The sequence below is a fragment of the Citrobacter sp. Marseille-Q5395 genome (assembly GCF_947057495.1).
Classification (GTDB): Bacteria; Pseudomonadota; Gammaproteobacteria; order Enterobacterales; family Enterobacteriaceae; genus Citrobacter; species Citrobacter murliniae.
Genome location: NZ_CAMSEL010000014.1, coordinates 125,195 through 145,064 on the forward strand (window position 1 = coordinate 125,195; position 19,870 = coordinate 145,064).

Below are 19,870 nucleotides of genomic sequence, written 5' to 3' on the forward strand. Positions count from 1 at the left end.
CCTGGCGACATATGCCCTGAGGGATTAGTCGCCGAGTGTCGCTACCATGACCGCTTTGATGGTATGCATCCGGTTCTCTGCTTCGTCGAAGACGATCGAGTGAACTGACTCGAATACTTCTTCTGTGACTTCCAGCCCTTTCAGGCCGTAAGCCGCTTCGATTTCACGTCCTACTTTGGTGTGCTCGTTATGGAAGGCCGGCAGGCAGTGCATAAATTTCACATTAGGGTTGCCGGTGGCCTTGATGACCTGTTGGTTAACCTGGTAGGGCGTCATCAGGCTGACGCGTTCCGCCCATGCTTCTTTTGGCTCGCCCATTGAGACCCAGACATCGGTATAGAGGAAATCCACGTCGTAGACGCCTTCAGCGACATCGTCGGTGAGCGTAATGCGCGCACCAGTAACACTGGCGATTTCACGGCATTCGGCGACCAGAGCTTCATTTGGCCAGAAGGATTTTGGTGCGACCAGGCGAATATCCATGCTCATTTTTGCCGCGCCGACCATCAGCGAATTGCCCATGTTGTTACGGGCATCCCCGAGGTAAGCAAAACTCAGTTCAGGTAGAGTTCTACCCGGCGCGTGTTCCAGCATTGTCATCAGATCGGCGAGGATCTGCGTAGGGTGAAATTCATTCGTCAGCCCATTCCATACCGGAACACCGGCGTACTCACCCAGCTCCTCAACGATGTCCTGGCCATAGCCACGGTATTCGATGCCATCATACATACGACCCAAAACGCGGGCGGTATCTTTCATCGACTCTTTATGACCAATCTGCGAGCCGCTTGGGCCGAGATAGGTCACTTGCGCACCCTGGTCGAAAGCGCCGACTTCAAAGGCGCAACGGGTGCGAGTAGAGGTTTTTTCAAAGATCAGCGCGATGTTCTTGCCGATTAGTGTTTGTCTTTCACGCCCGGCTTTTTTCGCGGTTTTTAGCTCGATAGCCAGATCGATGAGGTACTGGATCTCGGTGGGGGTGTAGTCGAGAAGTTTTAGAAAGTTGCGATTTTTCAGTGAAATAGCCATAAATAGGTCCTTAAGTCGTAGCAGGCAGGATGGCAACTTCGCCTTATCCGGCCTGCGGGTTCGTGCCATCAGGTAAAAGGGGTTTATGCGTCGACGGTTTCGCTGCGAATCAGCGTGCCTTTGTCTCCGCTGAGAATGGACGTGCCGTCAGCCAGCGAACCGATGCCCGCAATGCCGTGGCAGCGGCTGACAAACTCGGCGCAGGCCGTGACTTTGGGCCCCATTGAACCTGCGTCGAATTGCATTTCGCTGAGTAGCTCCGGAGTGACCTGAGCCAGCGGGCGTTGAGTGGGTTTGCCCCAGTCGAGGTATACGGCGTCGGCATCTGTCAGGATCAGCAGCGCATTGGCATGGATTTGGCTGGCGAGGAGGGCTGCGGAGAGATCTTTGTCGATCACCGCTTCAATACCGTGGTAGCCATCGGCCTTCTCCACCACGGGCACACCACCGCCACCGTTGCAAATAACCAGATGATCGCGGGCGATCAGGGTACGAATCGCGTCGCTTTCAACAATGCGCTTGGGTTGTGGAGAGGGGACCACCCGGCGGAATGCTTTACCGTCGGCTTTGAAAACCCAGCCCTTTTCCGCCTGTAATGTCCTGGCCTGGATGTTGTCGTAAATCGGTCCGATATATTTGGTTGGGTTGCTGAATGCCGGATCGCTGGCATCGACTTCAACCTGCGTCAGCAGGACGCTAATTTCACGCTGCGGAAGCTGATTTTTCAGCGCCTGCTGTAGCATGTAGCCGATCATGCCCTGGCTCTCCGCGCCGAGAATGTCGAGCGGATAGGGGGTGACGCTGGCGTAGGCACTGTTTTGTAACGCCAGCAGTCCGACCTGCGGGCCGTTGCCATGCACCAGGATCACGCGCCACTGCTGCGTGAGCTGGGCGATGGTTTTTGCTGCCAGCTCAATATTTTTACGTTGAATATCTGCTTCCAGCGGCTCGCCACGTTTGAGCAGCGCGTTGCCACCGAGGGCGACAACCAGAGTAGGTTTGTTTTCCATGACGTCCCCTTAAATACCGTCGCGTTCCAGCGGGCAACTCATGCAGCGCGCACCGCCGCGACCTCGTCCAAGTTCGTCGCCTGGAATGGGTAAAACGGTGATTCCGGCTTTATCGTATTTTTCGTTGGTCCAGATGTTGCGCTCATAACCCACTACGACGCCGGGGCGCAGAGTGAGGACGTTGTTCGCATCATTCCACTGCTCACGTTCGGCTTCGAAAGCGTCACCACCGGTGGTGATTAAGCGAATTTGATCAAGGCCCAGGGCTTTTTCGAGGGCATGTACCAGGGTGTTTTCCTGAGTTCGTTTCAGGCCGCCGCGTCCATCTGGCGTCAGGGTCCAGCACTGAACGTCAGGGCGAACGACTTCCGGGTAGACGGAGAAGGTATCGATATCGATATGGGTCATAACGGTATCGAGATGCATACAGGAGCGATGTTTTGGCAGTTCTACGGCGATCACGCGTTCAGCCTGGCGATGCCTGAATAGCGACTGGGCAAGAAACTCGATTCCCTGTGGGGTTGTCCGTTCAGACATGCCGATCAGCACTGCGCCACGGCCAATGACCAGCACATCACCACCTTCTAACGTGGCATGGTCATAATTAATATTTTCATCACCGAAATATTTAATAAAATCACCATCGGCAAATTGCGGATGCCAGCGATAAATTGCCCGGAGATTATTGGTTTCCCGCTGACGAGCTGTTTTGGCCATCGGATTAATAGACACACCGTTATATATCCAGCATGAAGTGTCGCGAGTAAATAAGTGATTCGGTAATGGCTTCATAATAAAATCATTAATATCATGAGTGTCGACTACCATATTTTTGATTGAAGCGGGGATTTCTCCGTAGGTCAGACCGCCGCTTAAATGCCGGGCGAGTTCCCGGTGCGACATATCTGCCAGCCAGGCGCGAATATCGGTAGCGAAAGCGGGGCCAAGGCGGTAATCAGAAATTTGCGTATCCAGTAACCAGCTTTTTGCGTCAGGGATATCAAGAGTTTGTGTCAATAAATCAGTGAGTAACAGAACTTCAATTCCCTGCTGACGCAGTGTGTCGGCGAAAATGTCATGTTCTTCACCCGCACGTTCTACTGAAAGAACATCATCAAAAAGCAGCTCCTGACAGTTCGATGGCGTCAGCCTTTTTAAACTGAGATTAGGACGATGTAGCATCACGCTACGTAATTGACCGATTTCGGAACCGACATAATGCTTTTCCATCATTATCCCTTTAACGTGATTGTAAAAAATAAAGAGGAGGTGCCTGCAAATAAGATTTTTGCAGTCATGATTTTTCAGCTAATTGCGGGATCTATATTTAGACCTTATCTGACATAGAAATGTGATTTCTTTCACAGTAGAGCGGACGTTTTATTTTTCTTTTTTAATATATGACAGAGTTCTGAGAAATTAAAAAATAATAGGGTGTTGAATTGAATTAATACGCATGAATATGTCTTGTTATTTGTTCGTGTTAATTGTTTGTGTGTTTTCTTAAATATAGTGAATTTAATAGTTTGTTGATTTTTAATGGTTTATTTTTCATCTTTGAATGGTTATGCGATTTTTTAATTTTATTATTTGTGGTTTAACTTTTATTTTCAAATAAATATGAGGATATACAGGCATTATGAAGGGAGAGTGAAATGTGACCTGTTGCAGGTTTTTCTAATAAAATTTTGTAAAACAGTTGGTTACATAACATCAGGGAAAGAGGGGATCATGAGTTATGCATAGTTTATGCATAACTCATCCTGGATATTAACAACTGACCAACATCATCAGCGATAAACATGCGTTGACGCAAAATATCAGTAACCAGGAGTTGTATGGCAGACGGTTTTTTCGTATAACAACCAAAATGAAACGTTGTTTTAGTTGAGGGTTTTGAAATGATTATTGGCAATATTCACCACCTGGAAGCATGGCTGCCAGAAGAGTTGAGACAGGCGATTGAGCACATTAAAGCGCATGTGACGGATGAAACTGAAAAAGGTAAGCATGACATCGATGGCAATCGCCTGTTTTATCTGATTGCAGAAGATATGACCGAGCCGTTCGAGCAGCGCCGTGCCGAGTACCATGCCCGTTATCTTGATATTCAGATCCTGCTCAAAGGCCAGGAAGGGATGACTTTCAGCACATTACCTGCGGGTGCGCCGGAGACCGACTGGCTGGAGGATAAAGATATCGCCTTTTTACCGGAAGGGGCTGAGGAGAAAACGGTTGTACTGAATGAAGGTGACTTTGTGGTGTTCTATCCAGGGGAGGTCCATAAGCCGCTGTGTGCGGTGGGTAAGCCTGCGCTGGTACGCAAAGCTGTGGTGAAAATGCTGGTGGCGTAGAATATATTGTGATGCCGGATGAGACGCCATCCGGCACTTCCGTCATGTAATATAGTCACTTCGCTAACGTCGCGACCATCACCGCTTTGATTGTGTGCATGCGGTTTTCTGCCTGATCGAATACCACACTGGCGGGTGACTCGAAGACCTCGTCTGTCACTTCCATACCGCCATGCAGACCGTACTCTTCCGCCATTTTTTTGCCAAGCGTGGTCTGATCGTCATGAAATGCAGGCAAGCAGTGCAAGAATTTCACCTGCGGGTTGCCGGTCAGCGCCATCATGCTGCTGTTGACCTGATATTTACGCAGTAACGCAATACGCTCGGCCCATTTCTCTTTCGCTTCACCCATTGATACCCAAACGTCGGTATAGATGAAATCTGCACCTTTAACGCCTGTGGCAACATCTTCAGTCAGCGTTATATTACCGCCGTTTTTCTGTGCCAGGGCTTTGCATTCCGCAACCAGATTTTCTTCAGGCCAGCAGGCTTGTGGCGCAACCAGACGCAAATCCAGCCCCGTTAACGCTGCTGCTTCCAGCATCGAGTTCCCCATATTGTTGCGGGCATCGCCGGTATATACCAGCGTCATCTCATTAAACGCTTTACCCGGCAGATGTTCTTGCATAGTTAACAGATCGGCCAGTAACTGAGTGGGGTGAAATTTGTTAGTTAACCCATTCCATACCGGAACCCCGGCATACTCCGCCAGTGTCTCAACGACCTCCTGTCCGTGGCCCCGGTACTGAATACCGTCGTACATGCGACCGAGCACTCGGGCGGTATCTTTAATCGACTCTTTATGACCAATCTGACTGCCGCTTGGCCCGAGATACGTTACGCGAGCACCCTGATCGTATGCGGCAACTTCGAAAGAGCAACGGGTACGGGTCGAGTCTTTTTCGAAGATGAGCGCGATGTTTTTGCCGGTCAGTTTGGCGATCTCTGTGCCGTTTTTCTTATCCACCTTTAGTTGTGCGGCGAGTTGTAGCAGTGATGCGAGTTCAGCAGAGGTGAAATCAAGCAGTTTCAAAAAATGCTTCTGATAAAGTGCAGACATGGTTCCCTCACATGGCTTAAGCCATTTATTGAATTAAAATTCAATTTATATGGATATTTATTCGTTTGCAACCTTGTTTAACAAATCTTTCCTGGAAAGGTGGAGGCAATGTCAGCGGTATGTGACAATAAGAGTATCGGCAGGACATTATGAGGAACGAGCCATGGCAAACCCGGAACACCTGGAAGAACAGCGTGAAGAAACACGCTTGATTATTGAAGAATTACTTGAAGATGGCAGCGATCCTGATGCGCTGTATACCATCGAGCATCACCTTTCCGCAGATGATTTTGAAACCCTGGAAAAAGCAGCAGTAGAAGCCTTCAAACTGGGTTATGAAGTGACCGAGCCGGAAGAGCTGGAAGTGGAAGAGGGCGACACGGTAATTTGCTGTGACATCCTCAGCGAATGTGCTCTGAACGCCGAGCTGATTGACTCCCAGGTTGAGCAACTGATGAATCTGGCTGAAAAATTTGATGTGGAGTACGACGGGTGGGGTACTTATTTTGAAGACCCTAACGGCGAAGAAGGTGAAGACGGCGACGATGAAGATTTCGTCGACGAAGATGATGATGGCGTGCGTCACTAAATCATCTGCTGACCTACGGCAGCGTTTGCTGTCGTAGGGCAAGGACAACGTATGGATTACCCGCAAATACTCTCCCCGATCCTGAACTTCCTGCACTGCAAAACACCCCAGGCATGGCTTGATAAAGCGCGAGACCCGGAACATCTACCTCTGTTACTGACCGACCACCTCATTTGTGAACTGAAAGCGGCGCAAACCGCGATGTTGCTGGTGCGTAAATATGTCGCTGATAAGCAGGGAGCGCAGGCGCTGCTGGAGTGGCTGAAACCCTATGAGGCCTTTGCCTTCCGGGAAGGGGAAGAACCTGATTTCATCTCACTGAATAAGCAGATCGGCAAAAGTGTGATGCCGCAAACTGACGACCCATGGGGACGACAGCTTATCGACAGCATGGTTTTGTTGATCAAAGAAGAGTTACACCACTTCTGGCAGGTGCGGGAGGCGATGATGAGTCGCAATATTCCGTATATCAAAATTACTGCCAGCCGTTATGCCAAAGGCATGCTCAAAGAGGTGCGAACCCATGAGCCGTTAACGCTGATTGATAAGCTCATTTGCGGCGCGTATATCGAGGCGCGTTCCTGCGAACGTTTCGCTGCTCTGGCACCGTATCTGGATGACGAGTTACAGGCATTTTATCTGTCGTTGCTCCGTTCAGAGGCGCGCCATTATCAGGATTATCTGGCGCTGGCACAGCAGGTTTCTGCACACGATATCAGTGAAAGAGTACGATTTTTTGGTGAAGTAGAAGCTTCGCTGATCTTATCCCCGGACGATGAGTTCCGTTTTCACAGTGGCGTACCGGTCATCTCTAAAATTCGGTAGTTTTTGCTGTTGCCCAGTGACAGGATGTCTGCAGACGTTAAGAATGTCTCTTTTTGGGACAAGGATTACCAATGAACTGGACACATGTATTACTCGCTGCTTACGTAGGCGTGGTTATCGCCATCGTGGTGGGCATCTTTCGCAAAAAAGGCTGGGTGGGGAAAATCTCCGGCGCGGTTTTCATGGTGATAGCGATCATTGCGTGGAACGTTTTTGACGTGCATTACCTGATCCCCCGGGAAAATGCAGCCTCAGGTCAGACCGAAGAACAAAAATTTGATGCCGCGATGGCAACCCTGCCAACGATGATCGTGCTAAAAGAGCAGGAACCCGCATTATGGCAGCGTATTCGCATGCAGGCCCTGCAGATGCGAAAAGAGGGTAAAAGCGAGCAGGAGATGATTGATGCGGTACAACCGCAGATATTGCAGATTCAGATGGCACGCTTACAGAATGCGCCGGACGAGAACGTCACGGCCTATATGAAAATCAACCTTGAACAGATTGCGGCAGTGCAAAAGAAAGGGGATGACGAGTGCTTCCGTTTTCTGTTTCCGGCGGTGAAAGGTGGAATTAACCCGGTCCATTTGATTGCGAAGGAGATTATTCAGCGGCGGATGGAGAGCGATGCTGCAATGATGCGTGCTGCCTATGGGCCAAACCGACACACGGTTACGGAAACTGAACGTCAGCAGGCAACACAGGATGTGCAGGCAGTCGTGCCACCGTTAGTGCAGCGTTATGGCCATGATATTGAAATCATGGCCGATCCGCAGAAAGGCGTTGGTAAAGAAAAGATTGCCTGCGATCTGGTGCAGGACTTCTGGTCGCAGGTGCTGAAACTGCCTGCGGCAAATGCGGCCGGCGTTATTCGCCTGTCGGTCGCACCTGACATGCAGTAAAACTCAAAGGGGTTTGAGCATCCGCACTTCACAATCGACGTGCCCGGTACAGCCCAATGGTTCGCTGATGTGCTCAAACCCTAAATGTTCATACAGGCCAATCGCCTCACGCAAAAAGGCAGTGGTTTCCAGATAACAGCGCTTAAAGCCCTGTTCACGGGCATGGTCCAGCGCCATCAACGCCAGTTTCTTTGCCATTCCCTGTCCACGTATCGTGGGTAAAAAATACATTTTTTGCAGTTCACAAATATCAGGTTCGCTACAGGAAAGTGGTGCGATGCCGCCACCGCCCACAACCTTTCCGTTCTGCTCGACAACCCAATATGCATATCCTGGCTGATTGTAGAGCTGATATAGCTCATCGAGATTAGGGTCGGCGACGGTATAGCCTTTATCGGCGGTCAGGCCGTATTCAGCGGAAACCTGACGGATCACGCTGGCAACGGCTGAATTATCGTCAGCGGTGATAAGGCGCAGGGTGGCCGCGACCGGTGAAATAACATTCATAGCAAAACTCGTGACATGTAGTGGCGGATATACGCAGTTAATAACACTGTGGGACGGGGATGTGCAAGAGAGGAAAATTCAGGAACGGATGTATTGCGCACCCCAGGAAGCGCGCAATACATTGATATTAAAGATATAACAGGCCGGGTAAGCGATATGCCTCCCGGCTTTCAGATTACAGCGCGCTAATAACCGCCTGCTGCTCAATCAGTTTAGCTTTCGCTTCTGCATAACCGTCCAGCTTCTCGCGCTCTTTGGCGATCACCGCTTCCGGTGCACGCGCCACAAAGCCTTCGTTAGACAGTTTATTTTCGATGCGGCTGATTTCAGCTTCGATTTTCGCCACTTCTTTCGCCAGACGTGCCAGTTCATCTTCTTTATTGATGAGGCCAGCCATCGGGATCAGCAGCTCAGCACCGTCGATGATTTTGGTCACGGATACCGGACCTTTATCGTCGGCAGGCAGCACGGTGATGCTTTCCAGACGCGCCAGATTCAGCAGGAAGCTACGGTTGTTGTTGACGCGACGAATCGCGGCTTCACTGCAACCACGCAGCAGCAATTCCAGTGGTTTGCCTGGGGCAATGTTCATTTCCGCACGGATGTTACGCACGGCAACGATCGCCTGCTTCAGCCATTCGGTATCAGACAGTGCCGCTTCATCAACCTGAGCCGCATCGTATTCCGGGAACGGTTGCAGCATGATGGTGTCTGCGGTGATACCGCAAATCACTTTCACACGCTGCCAGATGGTTTCGGTGATGAATGGAATAATCGGGTGCGCCAGGCGCAGCAGACCTTCCAGAACCGTCACCAGCGTGTGGCGGGTACCGCGCAGTTCAGACTCTGAACCACCGTTCATTACCGGCTTGGTCAGCTCCAGATACCAATCGCAGAACTGGTTCCAGGTGAATTCGTACAGGATGCCTGCGGCGATATCGAAGCGGAAGTTATCCAGTGCTTCGCGGTACGCTTTCACGGTCTGGTTGAATTCTGCGAGGATCCAGCGGTCCGCCAGCGACAGCGTCATTTCGCCGCCGTTAAAGCCGCAATCCTGGTCTTCGGTATTCATCAGCACAAAGCGGCTGGCGTTCCACAGCTTGTTACAGAAGTTACGGTAACCTTCCAGACGCTTCATATCCCAGTTGATATCGCGACCGGTAGACGCGAGTGCTGCCAGGGTGAAACGCAGAGCGTCGGTACCGTGCGGCTCGATGCCGTTCGGGAACTGCTTCTCGGTGCGTTTGGCGATTTTCTCTGCCAGCTGCGGCTGCATCATATTGCCGGTACGTTTTTCCAGCAACTCAGGCAGGGAGATTCCGTCAACCATATCCAGCGGGTCGATAACGTTCCCCTTGGATTTGGACATCTTCTGGCCTTCGTCGTCACGGATCAGGCCAGTCATGTAGACGGTCTTGAACGGAACCTGCGGCTTGCCGTTTTCATCTTTGATGAAATGCATGGTCATCATGATCATGCGGGCAATCCAGAAGAAGATGATGTCGAAGCCGGAAACCATCACGCTGGTCGGGTGGAACTGACGCAGAGCGTCGGTGTTTTCCGGCCAGCCGAGGGTGGAGAAGGTCCACAGTGCGGAGGAGAACCAGGTATCGAGAACGTCTTCGTCCTGACGCAGGGCAACGTCGGCGCCCAGGTTGTTTTCCTGACGTACTTCGTCTTCGTTACGGCCAACGTAGACGTTACCGTCGTTGTCATACCATGCCGGAATACGGTGACCCCACCACAGTTGACGGGAGATACACCAGTCCTGAATATCGCGCATCCAGGAGAAGTACATGTTTTCGTATTGTTTCGGTACAAACTGAATGTCGCCATTCTCAACCGCTTCCACGGCCGGTTTCGCCAGCACATCGGCACGAACGTACCACTGGTCGGTCAGCATCGGTTCAATAACCACGCCGCCACGGTCGCCGTAAGGAACAGTCAGATCGTGCGGTTTAATCTCTTCCAGCAGGCCCAGTGCGTCGACAGCAGCAACCACGGCTTTACGTGCGGCAAAACGCTCCAGCTTCTGGAATTCAGCCGGGATCTCATTGGAGTAAACGTCGGACTCTTCACCTTTGGTGTCGTACACTTCTGCACTTTCACGGATATCGCCGTCAAAGGTCAGAATGTTGATCATCGGCAGGCCGTGACGTTTACCCACTTCATAGTCATTGAAGTCGTGGGCCGGGGTGATTTTCACGCAACCGGTGCCTTTTTCCATATCGGCGTGTTCATCGCCAACAATTGGAATGCGGCGGTTAACCAGCGGCAGGATCACGAATTTGCCGATCAGGTCTTTATAGCGCGGATCTTCCGGGTTAACGGCCACGCCGGTATCACCCAGTACGGTTTCCGGACGGGTTGTCGCAACGACCAGGTAATCTTTACCGTCGGCGGTTTTTGCACCATCGGCGAGCGGATAGCGGATGTGCCACATCGAGCCTTTGGACTCGCGGTTTTCCACTTCCAGATCAGAAATAGCAGTACGCAGTTTTGGATCCCAGTTTACCAGGCGTTTGCCACGGTAAATCAGGTCTTCTTTGTACAAGCGAACAAAGACTTCTTTCACGGCATTGGAAAGGCCTTCATCCATGGTAAAGCGCTCGCGCTCCCAGTCCACAGAGTTGCCCAGACGGCGCATCTGACGGGTAATCGTACCGCCGGACTCCGCTTTCCACTGCCAGATTTTATCGATAAAAGCATCGCGACCATAGTCGTGACGGGTTTTACCTTCTTCGGCAGCAATCTTACGTTCAACCACCATCTGGGTTGCGATACCCGCATGGTCAGTACCTGCCTGCCACAGGGTGTTTTTACCCTGCATGCGCTGGTAACGGATCATGGTGTCCATGATGGTCTGCTGGAAAGCATGACCCATATGCAAACTGCCGGTAACGTTCGGCGGCGGGATCATGATGCAGAAGGACTCTTTGCTTTCATCGCCGTTAGGTTTGAAATAGCCCTGCTTTTCCCAGTGCTCGTAAAGCGGCTGTTCGATATCTTGTGGGTTGTATGTCTTTTCCATTATTTCCAGGTTGCCGTATTCAGGTTAAAACCAGCCACGCGATATGCTTTGTAGCGCTCGCGTGCCGATTGTTTCAAAGAATCTTCGTAAGGGACAAAGTCTATCACTTCTGTGAAAGCGGTGGCAAAATCTACAAAGCCAACGCGCAAACTGATCAGCAGATCGCGTGGGCTACTATTGCGCTTTTCCGGCCAGGCAATTTCAACTGGTGCACCGCCGCGCGGGCCTTCACCCGCCAGATTATGCGGCACAAAGCTTTCTGCCGGTCTCGCCCACAGCGCTTCATCCAGCCGAATAGCTTGTCTTTCATCTTCACAGGCAATCAGTACACGCTTGCCCGCGCGCCAACGTTCTGCGGCAATTTCACACACCAGTTGCTCGACGGCGCTTAAGCCATCAATGACGGTGTCATTGTCCAGAAGGTAGAACGTTGCATTCTTCATATATGGGGCTTCTTGTGGTGGATTTAAATGCGTTGCCATGATGCACACCGTAGGCCGGATGGCGCTATCTGGCCTACGGGACAATCTCAAACTTACTCTTCGCCGTTAAAACCAGCACGATTGAGCAGGAACTGCGACAGCAGCGCGACCGGACGACCGGTTGCTCCTTTGGCTTTTCCTGAACGCCATGCGGTACCGGCGATGTCCAGATGCGCCCAGTTGTACTTACGGGTAAAGCGTGACAGGAAGCAGCCCGCAGTAATTGCCCCGCCAGGACGTCCGCCAATATTGGCCATATCCGCAAAGTTGGATTCCAGTTGTTCCTGGAATTCATCGCCCAGCGGTAAACGCCACGCGCGATCGCCTGCTTGTTCAGAAGCACCAATCAGCTCGTGCGCCAGCGGGTTATGGTTCGACATCAGGCCGGTGATGTGATGGCCCAGCGCAATGACGCACGCACCGGTTAACGTCGCCACATCAATGACCGCTTCTGGTTCAAAACGCTCAACGTAGGTTAACACGTCACACAGCACCAGGCGGCCTTCGGCATCAGTATTGAGCACTTCAACAGTCTGGCCGGACATGGTAGTCAGCACATCACCCGGACGATACGCGCGACCACCTGGCATGTTTTCACAACCAGCCAGCACACCGACGACGTTAATCGGCAATTGCAGCTCCGCCACCATACGCATCACGCCATACACTGCCGCTGCGCCGCACATGTCGTATTTCATCTCGTCCATGCCTTCGGCAGGCTTGATGGAAATACCACCGGAGTCAAAGGTTAGTCCTTTGCCGACCAGAACAATCGGACGGACATCTTCTGACGGATTGCCTTTGTACTCGATAACGGACATCAGCGACTCGTTCTGCGACCCGTGGCCAACGGCCAGGTAAGAGTGCATGCCCAGCTCTTTCATCTGTTGCTCGCCAATCACGCGCGTCACCACATTTTTGCTGTAGCTGTCAGCCAGCTGACGTGCCTGAGACGCCAGGTACGCCGCATTACAGATGTTCGGCGGCATGTTGCCGAGATCTTTCGCGGCTTTAATACCGGCGGCAATAGCCAGACCGTGCTGAATAGCACGTTCACCGCTGGTCAGCTCACGGCGGGTAGGTACGTTGAAGACCATTTTACGCAGCGGGCGACGCGGCTCGCTTTTGTTGGTCTTTAGCTGATCAAAGCTGTACAGCGTTTCCTGCGCGGTCTCTACAGCCTGACGCACTTTCCAGTAGTTGTTACGGCCTTTCACATGCAGCTCAGTCAGAAAGCAGACTGCTTCCATCGAGCCAGTGTCATTCAGGGTGTTGATGGTTTTCTGAATAACTTGCTTGTACTGGCGCTCATCAAGCTCACGCTCTTTGCCACAACCAATGAGGAGAATTCGCTCAGACAGAACGTTAGGAACATGGTGCAGCAACAGGGTTTGACCCGGTTTGCCTTCCAGTTCACCACGACGCAGCAGTGCGCTGATGTACCCGTCGCTGATCTTGTCGAGCTGCTCTGCAATCGGAGAGAGGCGGCGTGGTTCAAAGACGCCCACGACGATGCAGGCACTCCGCTGTTTCTCCGGGCTACCGCTTTTTACACTGAACTCCATGCACTACGCTCCTGAATCTTAAAGACAACGGCGGTGGCTACGGATAGAATTGCAAGCTTTCGTAACTCATACCCGCTGTTGCGGTGACTTCGTGTTAATCTTAACGTTATTACGGCATTGGCACGTCAGAACAATTTCTGAGAGGTGAATCCGTTGAGTATAATAGTCTTAGCGACGATTTCGACGACTCAAGAGAATAAATGACGTATAAGCCATGAAACAAGCTAAATTCCGGCAAAAGACGAGTTTTTACGGGCGTATTTAAAGTGATAATCATAAGATATCTGGTACGGGAAACGCTCAAAAGCCAACTTGCGATCCTTTTCATTCTACTTTTGATCTTCTTTTGTCAAAAGCTAGTCAGGATCCTCGGTGCGGCGGTTGACGGTGATATCCCGGCAAATCTGGTGCTCTCGCTTCTGGGGCTGGGCGTGCCAGAAATGGCGCAACTTATCTTGCCATTAAGCCTGTTCCTCGGGCTGCTAATGACGCTGGGTAAACTGTATACCGAAAGTGAAATTACGGTCATGCACGCCTGCGGTCTGAGCAAAGCGGTGCTGGTGAAAGCGGCGATGGTGCTGGCGTTGTTTACCAGTATTATTGCGGCGGTGAACGTCATGTGGGCTGGACCCTGGTCCTCAAAACATCAGGATGAAGTGCTGGCGGAAGCGAAAGCGAATCCTGGCATGGCTGCACTCGCACAGGGGCAATTCCAGCAGGCCACCAACGGCAGTTCGGTACTGTTTATCGAAAGCGTCGATGGTAACAACTTCAAAGATGTCTTCCTCGCGCAAATCCGCCCGAAAGGTAACGCCCGTCCTTCGGTGGTGGTGGCTGATTCAGGACATTTGACCCAGTTGCGCGATGGCTCTCAGGTGGTGGTGCTGAACAAAGGTACGCGCTTTGAAGGTACTGCACTGTTACGCGATTTCCGTATTACCGACTTCCAGGATTATCAGGGAATTATCGGTCATCAGGCTGTGGCGCTGGATCCCAACGATACCGACCAGATGGATATGCGCACATTGTGGACGACCGATACCGATCGTGCCCGTGCGGAACTGCACTGGCGTATCACATTGGTATTCACCGTATTTATGATGGCGCTGATGGTTGTGCCGCTGAGCGTGGTTAACCCGCGTCAGGGGCGTGTGCTTTCCATGCTGCCAGCAATGCTATTGTATCTGATGTTCTTCCTGATCCAGACTTCCCTGAAGTCGAACGGTGGCAAAGGTAAGCTTGATCCAGCGCTCTGGATGTGGACGGTTAACCTGCTTTATCTGGCACTGGCGATTGCGCTTAACCTGTGGGATACGTTGCCAGTGCGCCGCTTGCGTGCCCGTTTTCTGCGTAAAGGAGCGGTATAATGCAGCCCTTTGGTGTACTTGACCGCTATATCGGTAAAACGATTTTCACCACCATCATGATGACGTTGTTCATGCTGGTGTCGCTCTCCGGCATCATCAAGTTTGTAGACCAGCTCAAAAAAGCCGGGCAGGGGAGCTACGATGCGATGGGCGCAGGGCTGTATACCCTGCTCAGCGCACCGAAAGATATTCAGATCTTCTTCCCTATGGCCGCGCTGCTCGGCGCGTTGCTGGGGCTGGGCATGCTGGCCCAGCGCAGTGAACTGGTAGTGATGCAGGCTTCTGGTTTTACCCGTATGCAGGTCGCATTGTCGGTGATGAAAACCGCTATTCCGCTGGTGCTGTTGACGATGGCTATCGGTGAATGGGTTGCGCCTCAGGGCGAACAGATGGCGCGTAACTACCGTGCGCAGCAGATGTATGGCGGCTCGCTGCTCTCAACCCAACAGGGGCTGTGGGCGAAAGATGGTGACAGCTTTGTCTACATTGAGCGGGTGAAAGGTGACGAAGAGCTGGGTGGTATCAGTATCTACACCTTTAACGATCAGCGTCGCCTGTTGTCTGTGCGTTATGCCGCGAATGCAAAATTCGATGCCGATAATAAAGTCTGGCGCCTGTCGCAGGTTGATGAATCTAACCTGCAGGATCCGAAACAAATCACCGGTTCGCAAACTGTGAGCGGAACCTGGAAAACCAACCTTACGCCAGACAAACTTGGTGTGGTGGCATTGGATCCAGATGCGCTCTCCATCAGCGGTCTGCATAACTACGTGAAGTACCTGAAGTCGAGCGGCCAGGATGCCGGACGCTACCAGCTCAATATGTGGAGCAAAGTCTTTCAGCCGTTATCGGTAGCGGTAATGATGCTGATGGCGCTGTCGTTTATCTTTGGCCCGCTGCGTAGCGTGCCGATGGGTGTGCGCGTGGTGACAGGGATTAGCTTTGGTTTCGTGTTCTACGTGCTGGACCAGATCTTTGGCCCACTGACGCTGGTGTACGGTATTCCACCGATCATCGGCGCGTTGCTGCCAAGCGCATCGTTCTTCCTGATCAGCCTCTGGCTGATGCTGCGTAAGTCATAACATCTGCCCCTCTCGTTGTTCGGGAGGGGCGTCTTTCTGCTAGCGTTTTCTGCCGCCCATTAAACTTCCCAACATGCCACGGATTATCTGGTTAGTGACCTGACGCGCCGCGCTTTTCGCCACGCTTTGTACCACACCATCGCGCTTGCCACCGCGCGGTCCGGTGCTACCAAACAGGATATCCTTTAGCCCGCCAAGAATACCGTCGTCCACCTCGACTGCTTTGCCGTTGGCTGGGGGGGGATTTTGCTGTTCGGTACTGGCCTGAACCCCTTTCTGTAAGCGTTCATAGGCGGATTCACGATCGACCTCTTCTTCATATTTGCCGTACAGAGAAGAGTGATTAATTAACCCGTTACGTTCATCGTCCGTCACCGGACCCATCCGCGAACACGGTGCAATCACCATTGCCCGTTCAACCACTGAGGGACTGCCTTTGGCGTCGAGAAATGAAACCAGCGCTTCGCCGGTGCCCAACTCCTGAATGGCTTTTTCGGTATCAAATGCCGGATTGGCGCGCATGGTTTGCGCAGCTGCTTTCACCGCTTTCTGATCTTTGGGCGTGAACGCGCGCAGGGCGTGCTGCACACGGTTGCCCAATTGGCCGAGTACGTTGTCAGGAATATCAGACGGGTTTTGCGAAACAAACCACACGCCGACACCTTTCGAGCGGATCAGACGAATCACCTGCTCGATTTTATCCAATAGCACCTGCGGAGCGTCATTGAACAACAGATGGGCCTCGTCGAAGAAGAATACCAGCTTCGGTTTCTCCAGATCGCCCGCTTCCGGTAATTGTTCGTACAGCTCGGAGAGCATCCATAGCAGGCTGGCAGCATACAGTTTGGGCATCTGGTAGAGCTGTTCGGCGCTGAGGATGTTGATCATCCCTTTACCACTGGCGTCGGTGCGCATCCAGTCTTTAATCTCCAGCATCGGCTCGCCAAAGAAATGCGCTGCGCCCTGTTGCTCCAGCGACAGTAATCCGCGCTGGATAGCCCCCACCGAGGCGCTGCTGATGTTGCCATACTGATTCTGGAAGGATTTGGCGTTATCGCCGATGTACTGGGTAATCGCCCGCAGATCTTTGAAATCGAGCAGGAGCAGCCCCTGATCATCAGCAATGCGGAAGATAATATCTAATACGCCAGACTGTACGTCGTTCAGGTTCAGCAGCCGGGCAAGAAGCAGTGGCCCGAGATCAGAAACAGTGGCGCGAACGGGGTGACCTTTCTCGCCAAAGATATCCCATACCGTTACCGGATTGGCATGTGGCTGCCAGTCGGTAATACCGATATTTTTCAGGCGAGCGAGCAGTTTTTCTGACGCTTGTCCTTCCTGTGCCACACCGGTTAAGTCACCTTTCACATCAGCCATAAATACCGGCACACCAATCTCAGACAGCGATTCGGCAAGCTTTTGTAACGTGACGGTTTTGCCGGTCCCGGTTGCGCCGGTAATCAGCCCGTGACGGTTGGCCATGCCTGGCAGTAAAAACAGTTCGGTGTCCGGTGTGCGGGCAATTAACAGGGGTGTGCTCATTAAGATTTCCTCCATTTATCCTGCCTGGAGTATAGGCAATGTGAATGAAAGAAAGTATGCGACAGGGAGAGAAAATGACTTAAAGCGTATTGCCGTGATAAATCTGATACCCCAAATCAACCGTGTTGTGGTTATGGTCGTTGTTCTTGATTTTGCTCAGTAACATTTGCGCCGCCATGCGCCCAATGTCAAAACGCGGAGTAATGACGCTGGCGAGGCTTGGGATCATCTGCCTGCCCATTTCCAGTCCGTGGAACCCGGCAATGGAGATCTGCTCCGGTACGGCAAGGTTGTGTTCGCGACACAACAGCAACGCACCCATCGCAATATCGTCATTGGTACAAAAAACGCCGTCTACGTCAGGGTGTGCCGTGAGGGCATCACGCATCATTTGTGTTCCCAGGTGGATGGATGAAATCGCGCGCGGATTGACGCGCAGCGGCTCCAGTCCACGACGCGTCATGGCATCGCAGTAACCGCGGTAGCGCTGCTCATCGCGGATATCATCTTTCGACCCCAGATAGAGAATTTTGTGGCGCTGGCGTTTATCCAGCATGGTGCTGACCATATCAAACGCCGCCTGACGGTTATCAAAGCCCACTTCCATATCCAGGCGATCGCCCTGAATATCCATCAGCTCAACCACCGGAATGGTGGCTGATCGCAGAAACTTCACGGTGCGCAGAGTGTGATATTTCTCGGAAAGAATAATACCGTCGATATTGTACGAGAGCAGGTTAATCACTGACTCTTCTTCGGATTCCCGGTCGTAATTGTAGTTAGCGATCAACGTCTGATAGTTATGGTCCGAGGTCACCGATTCAATACCTGCAAGGATGTCGGCGAACAGTTGGTTTTGAAAAGAGGGGATCAGCACACCGAGCGTATAGCTTTGCGCATTCAATAGCATTGCGGGCGCACGGTTAGGGATGTAATTAATCTCCTCCATAATCTGCGCGATACGTTCACCGGTTTCCTTTGCGACCTTTTTCGGCGAACGGATGTAGCGGCTCACTGTCATTTTGGTCACACCCGCCAGGGTGGCGATGTCTTGCAAAGAAATTCTGTGGTTCCTCATTTTCTCTCCAGTGCCGGGGAGCACTGACTTTCGCTCCCCGGTAAATACCGTATTAATGCAGGATGGCGTTCAGCGCCAGAACCCCCAGCAGTCCCATAATGGAAATCAGCGTTTCCATTACCGTCCAGGTACGTAACGTTTCCCCGACGCTGAGATTAAAATAGCCTTTAAACAACCAGAATCCCGGATCGTTAACGTGTGAGGCAATCACGCTGCCCGCGCCAGTTGCCAGCACCATCAGCGCCGGGTCAGCATGGGTGACGTTAATAATCGGCAGCACCACACCCGCAGTAGTAATAGCGGCAACGGTCGCTGAACCGAGCGCGATGCGCAGCAAGGCGGCTACCGTCCAGCACATCAGTAGCGGAGAGAGCGAGGTGCCGGTCATCAGGTGTGAGATATACTGCCCCACGCCGCTGTCCACCAGAACCTGCTTAAACGCACCACCACCGGCGATGATAAACACAATCATCGCAATCGCGCCGATAGAGTCGCCAATGATATCCATAATTTGCTCAATCGTACGTCCGTTACGTCGACCAAGGGTAAAAATAGCGAGCACGATGGCGATAAACAACGCGACCGCAGGGTTACCGATAAACTCAAAAAACACCCGTACGCTGTTGGTTTTTGGCAGCGTAATTTCGCATACCGCCGCTACTGCCATCAGTATTACCGGGATAACCGCCGCAAAGATACTGTTCCAGAATGATGGCATCTCTTCTTCGGTGAACAAATGTGGGTTGAATAAACCTTCCGGTGGCGCTTTCTCAAAACGGGTCAGCAGCTTGGAAAACAGTGGTCCGGCGACAATCACCGTCGGGATAGTAATGATAAATCCGTACAGCAACGTGGTCCCCAGGTTCGCCTCGAAAATCGTGGCGATCGCCGTTGGTCCCGGATGCGGCGGCAGAAAACAGTGAGTAACAGAAAGGGCGGCAACCATTGGCACGCCGACATACAGCAGCGGCAGGCCAGATGAGGCAACCACTGTAAATACCAGCGGTAGCAGCAGAACAAAACCGACTTCGAAGAACATCGCCAGACCGACGACCAGCCCGGTGATTACCAGCGCCCACTGCACGCGCTTTTTCCCGAACGTACTAATCAGCGTGGTGGCGATGCGTTGGGCCGCACCAGTATCGGAAATTAGCTTCCCGAGCATTGCGCCGAAACCCAGGATCATCGCCAGTCCGCCAAGCGTCCCGCCGATGCCGTTTTGTATTGAGTGCAGAACGGCCTGTGCATCCATCCCTTCGGCAAAACCGACGACAGCCGCAACCAGTACAAGGGCAATAAAGCCGTTAACTTTAAAGCCAATCATCAGGACCAGAAGCAGCGCGACGCCTGCCGCAATTATTATTAATGGCATAATCGTTTCTCTTATACACCCGTCATACTTCAAGTTGCAGGTATGTGGGCTGCGCTCACTCACCCGAATCACTTA

Annotated in this window: 19 protein-coding genes; 7 read left to right on the forward strand and 12 right to left on the reverse strand. The window is 52.1% G+C overall.

The window, feature by feature from the left end; all coding sequences use genetic code 11:
* Nucleotides 1–24: 24 nt before the first annotated feature.
* From argF (OH663_RS16630) to arcA, 3 genes are all read right to left on the reverse strand, one after another.
* The gene (argF, locus tag OH663_RS16630; protein WP_200012503.1) at nucleotides 25–1,029 is read right to left on the reverse strand and encodes an ornithine carbamoyltransferase; all 1,005 of its coding nucleotides are present in this window, start codon (nucleotides 1,027–1,029) and stop codon (nucleotides 25–27) included.
* An 83-nt stretch (nucleotides 1,030–1,112) separates the two neighbouring features.
* Complete coding sequence (gene arcC, locus OH663_RS16635; protein WP_200012513.1) at nucleotides 1,113–2,039, reverse strand: carbamate kinase; 927 nt, start codon at nucleotides 2,037–2,039, stop codon at nucleotides 1,113–1,115.
* Nucleotides 2,040–2,048: 9 nt separating this feature from the next.
* Entirely contained in the window at nucleotides 2,049–3,269 is a 1,221-nt protein-coding gene (arcA, locus tag OH663_RS16640) for an arginine deiminase (protein WP_045439201.1), read from the reverse strand.
* A gap of 671 nt (nucleotides 3,270–3,940) precedes the next feature.
* On the opposite strand from arcA, the gene OH663_RS16645 reads away from it, so the two are divergent.
* Complete coding sequence (locus OH663_RS16645; RefSeq protein ID WP_045439205.1) at nucleotides 3,941–4,393, forward strand: YhcH/YjgK/YiaL family protein; 453 nt, start codon at nucleotides 3,941–3,943, stop codon at nucleotides 4,391–4,393.
* A 55-nt stretch (nucleotides 4,394–4,448) separates the two neighbouring features.
* Here the strand turns inward: OH663_RS16645 and argF (OH663_RS16650) are convergent, their stop codons facing one another.
* Complete coding sequence (gene argF, locus OH663_RS16650) at nucleotides 4,449–5,453, reverse strand: ornithine carbamoyltransferase (protein ID WP_200012526.1); 1,005 nt, start codon at nucleotides 5,451–5,453, stop codon at nucleotides 4,449–4,451.
* A complete protein-coding gene (gene argL / locus OH663_RS26110; RefSeq protein ID WP_404842351.1) occupies nucleotides 5,423–5,524 on the reverse strand; it encodes a putative translational regulatory protein ArgL in 102 nt (33 codons plus the stop codon). Before argL ends, argF (OH663_RS16650) begins: the two co-directional genes overlap by 31 nt.
* 92 nt (nucleotides 5,525–5,616) lie before the next feature.
* Between argL and rraB the strand changes: the two genes are divergently transcribed.
* From rraB to OH663_RS16670, 3 genes are all read left to right on the forward strand, one after another.
* A complete protein-coding gene (gene rraB / locus OH663_RS16660; protein ID WP_045439213.1) occupies nucleotides 5,617–6,042 on the forward strand; it encodes a ribonuclease E inhibitor RraB in 426 nt (141 codons plus the stop codon).
* Between the two features lie 51 nt (nucleotides 6,043–6,093).
* Nucleotides 6,094–6,867 carry a tRNA isopentenyl-2-thiomethyl-A-37 hydroxylase MiaE gene (miaE, locus tag OH663_RS16665; protein ID WP_045439216.1) on the forward strand — a complete coding sequence of 258 codons (774 nt, stop codon included), beginning with the start codon at nucleotides 6,094–6,096 and terminating at the stop codon, nucleotides 6,865–6,867.
* 71 nt (nucleotides 6,868–6,938) lie between these two features.
* Nucleotides 6,939–7,769 (forward strand): topoisomerase II, encoded by an 831-nt coding sequence (locus tag OH663_RS16670; protein ID WP_200012528.1) that lies wholly within the window; start codon nucleotides 6,939–6,941, stop codon nucleotides 7,767–7,769.
* Between the two features lie 3 nt (nucleotides 7,770–7,772).
* On the opposite strand, the gene OH663_RS16675 is transcribed toward OH663_RS16670, so the two are convergent.
* The 4 genes from OH663_RS16675 to pepA form a co-directional block, all read right to left on the reverse strand.
* Nucleotides 7,773–8,276, reverse strand: coding sequence for a GNAT family N-acetyltransferase (locus tag OH663_RS16675; RefSeq protein ID WP_045439219.1), 504 nt, complete (start codon nucleotides 8,274–8,276; stop codon nucleotides 7,773–7,775).
* A 175-nt stretch (nucleotides 8,277–8,451) separates the two neighbouring features.
* On the reverse strand, nucleotides 8,452–11,307 hold the full coding sequence (locus OH663_RS16680; RefSeq protein WP_200012540.1) for a valine--tRNA ligase: 2,856 nt from the start codon (nucleotides 11,305–11,307) through the stop codon (nucleotides 8,452–8,454).
* Nucleotides 11,307–11,750, reverse strand: a complete 444-nt coding sequence (gene holC, locus OH663_RS16685; protein WP_045439226.1) for a DNA polymerase III subunit chi — start codon at nucleotides 11,748–11,750, stop codon at nucleotides 11,307–11,309. Before holC ends, OH663_RS16680 begins: the two co-directional genes overlap by 1 nt.
* 92 nt (nucleotides 11,751–11,842) lie before the next feature.
* The gene (gene pepA / locus OH663_RS16690; protein ID WP_045439229.1) at nucleotides 11,843–13,354 is read right to left on the reverse strand and encodes a leucyl aminopeptidase; all 1,512 of its coding nucleotides are present in this window, start codon (nucleotides 13,352–13,354) and stop codon (nucleotides 11,843–11,845) included.
* A 153-nt stretch (nucleotides 13,355–13,507) separates the two neighbouring features.
* Here pepA and OH663_RS16695 point away from each other — a divergent pair, with 153 nt between their 5' ends.
* From OH663_RS16695 to lptG, 3 genes are all read left to right on the forward strand, one after another.
* Nucleotides 13,508–13,558: a hypothetical protein gene (locus OH663_RS16695; RefSeq protein WP_223307023.1), complete on the forward strand. Its 51-nt coding sequence runs from the start codon at nucleotides 13,508–13,510 to the stop codon at nucleotides 13,556–13,558.
* Nucleotides 13,559–13,620: 62 nt separating this feature from the next.
* Nucleotides 13,621–14,721, forward strand: coding sequence for an LPS export ABC transporter permease LptF (gene lptF, locus OH663_RS16700; RefSeq protein WP_045439231.1), 1,101 nt, complete (start codon nucleotides 13,621–13,623; stop codon nucleotides 14,719–14,721).
* Nucleotides 14,721–15,803, forward strand: coding sequence for an LPS export ABC transporter permease LptG (gene lptG, locus OH663_RS16705; protein WP_045439235.1), 1,083 nt, complete (start codon nucleotides 14,721–14,723; stop codon nucleotides 15,801–15,803). The genes lptF and lptG overlap by 1 nt, the downstream gene beginning before the upstream one ends.
* Nucleotides 15,804–15,842: 39 nt before the next feature.
* On the opposite strand, the gene OH663_RS16710 is transcribed toward lptG, so the two are convergent.
* The 3 genes from OH663_RS16710 to idnT all read right to left on the reverse strand — a co-directional run bounded on the left by OH663_RS16710 (nucleotide 15,843) and on the right by idnT (nucleotide 19,795).
* On the reverse strand, nucleotides 15,843–17,345 hold the full coding sequence (locus tag OH663_RS16710) for a helicase HerA-like C-terminal domain-containing protein (RefSeq protein WP_200012542.1): 1,503 nt from the start codon (nucleotides 17,343–17,345) through the stop codon (nucleotides 15,843–15,845).
* Nucleotides 17,346–17,424: 79 nt separating this feature from the next.
* Nucleotides 17,425–18,423: a DNA-binding transcriptional regulator IdnR gene (gene idnR / locus OH663_RS16715; RefSeq protein ID WP_045439240.1), complete on the reverse strand. Its 999-nt coding sequence runs from the start codon at nucleotides 18,421–18,423 to the stop codon at nucleotides 17,425–17,427.
* 52 nt (nucleotides 18,424–18,475) lie between these two features.
* The gene (gene idnT, locus OH663_RS16720; RefSeq protein ID WP_048222237.1) at nucleotides 18,476–19,795 is read right to left on the reverse strand and encodes a gnt-II system L-idonate transporter; all 1,320 of its coding nucleotides are present in this window, start codon (nucleotides 19,793–19,795) and stop codon (nucleotides 18,476–18,478) included.
* Nucleotides 19,796–19,870: the final 75 nt, after the last annotated feature.

What these genes read in the sequence shown, in the direction of transcription:
- argF (WP_200012503.1), bottom strand. Translation starts at nt 1,029, where the DNA reads ATGGCTATTTCACTGAAAAATCGCAACTTTCTAAAACTTCTCGACTAC.
- arcC (WP_200012513.1), bottom strand. Translation starts at nt 2,039, where the DNA reads ATGGAAAACAAACCTACTCTGGTTGTCGCCCTCGGTGGCAACGCGCTG.
- arcA (WP_045439201.1), bottom strand. Translation starts at nt 3,269, where the DNA reads ATGGAAAAGCATTATGTCGGTTCCGAAATCGGTCAATTACGTAGCGTG.
- OH663_RS16645 (WP_045439205.1), top strand. Translation starts at nt 3,941, where the DNA reads ATGATTATTGGCAATATTCACCACCTGGAAGCATGGCTGCCAGAAGAG.
- argF (WP_200012526.1), bottom strand. Translation starts at nt 5,453, where the DNA reads ATGTCTGCACTTTATCAGAAGCATTTTTTGAAACTGCTTGATTTCACC.
- rraB (WP_045439213.1), top strand. Translation starts at nt 5,617, where the DNA reads ATGGCAAACCCGGAACACCTGGAAGAACAGCGTGAAGAAACACGCTTG.
- miaE (WP_045439216.1), top strand. Translation starts at nt 6,094, where the DNA reads ATGGATTACCCGCAAATACTCTCCCCGATCCTGAACTTCCTGCACTGC.
- OH663_RS16670 (WP_200012528.1), top strand. Translation starts at nt 6,939, where the DNA reads ATGAACTGGACACATGTATTACTCGCTGCTTACGTAGGCGTGGTTATC.
- OH663_RS16675 (WP_045439219.1), bottom strand. Translation starts at nt 8,276, where the DNA reads ATGAATGTTATTTCACCGGTCGCGGCCACCCTGCGCCTTATCACCGCT.
- OH663_RS16680 (WP_200012540.1), bottom strand. Translation starts at nt 11,307, where the DNA reads ATGGAAAAGACATACAACCCACAAGATATCGAACAGCCGCTTTACGAG.
- holC (WP_045439226.1), bottom strand. Translation starts at nt 11,750, where the DNA reads ATGAAGAATGCAACGTTCTACCTTCTGGACAATGACACCGTCATTGAT.
- pepA (WP_045439229.1), bottom strand. Translation starts at nt 13,354, where the DNA reads ATGGAGTTCAGTGTAAAAAGCGGTAGCCCGGAGAAACAGCGGAGTGCC.
- lptG (WP_045439235.1), top strand. Translation starts at nt 14,721, where the DNA reads ATGCAGCCCTTTGGTGTACTTGACCGCTATATCGGTAAAACGATTTTC.
- OH663_RS16710 (WP_200012542.1), bottom strand. Translation starts at nt 17,345, where the DNA reads ATGAGCACACCCCTGTTAATTGCCCGCACACCGGACACCGAACTGTTT.
- idnR (WP_045439240.1), bottom strand. Translation starts at nt 18,423, where the DNA reads ATGAGGAACCACAGAATTTCTTTGCAAGACATCGCCACCCTGGCGGGT.
- idnT (WP_048222237.1), bottom strand. Translation starts at nt 19,795, where the DNA reads ATGCCATTAATAATAATTGCGGCAGGCGTCGCGCTGCTTCTGGTCCTG.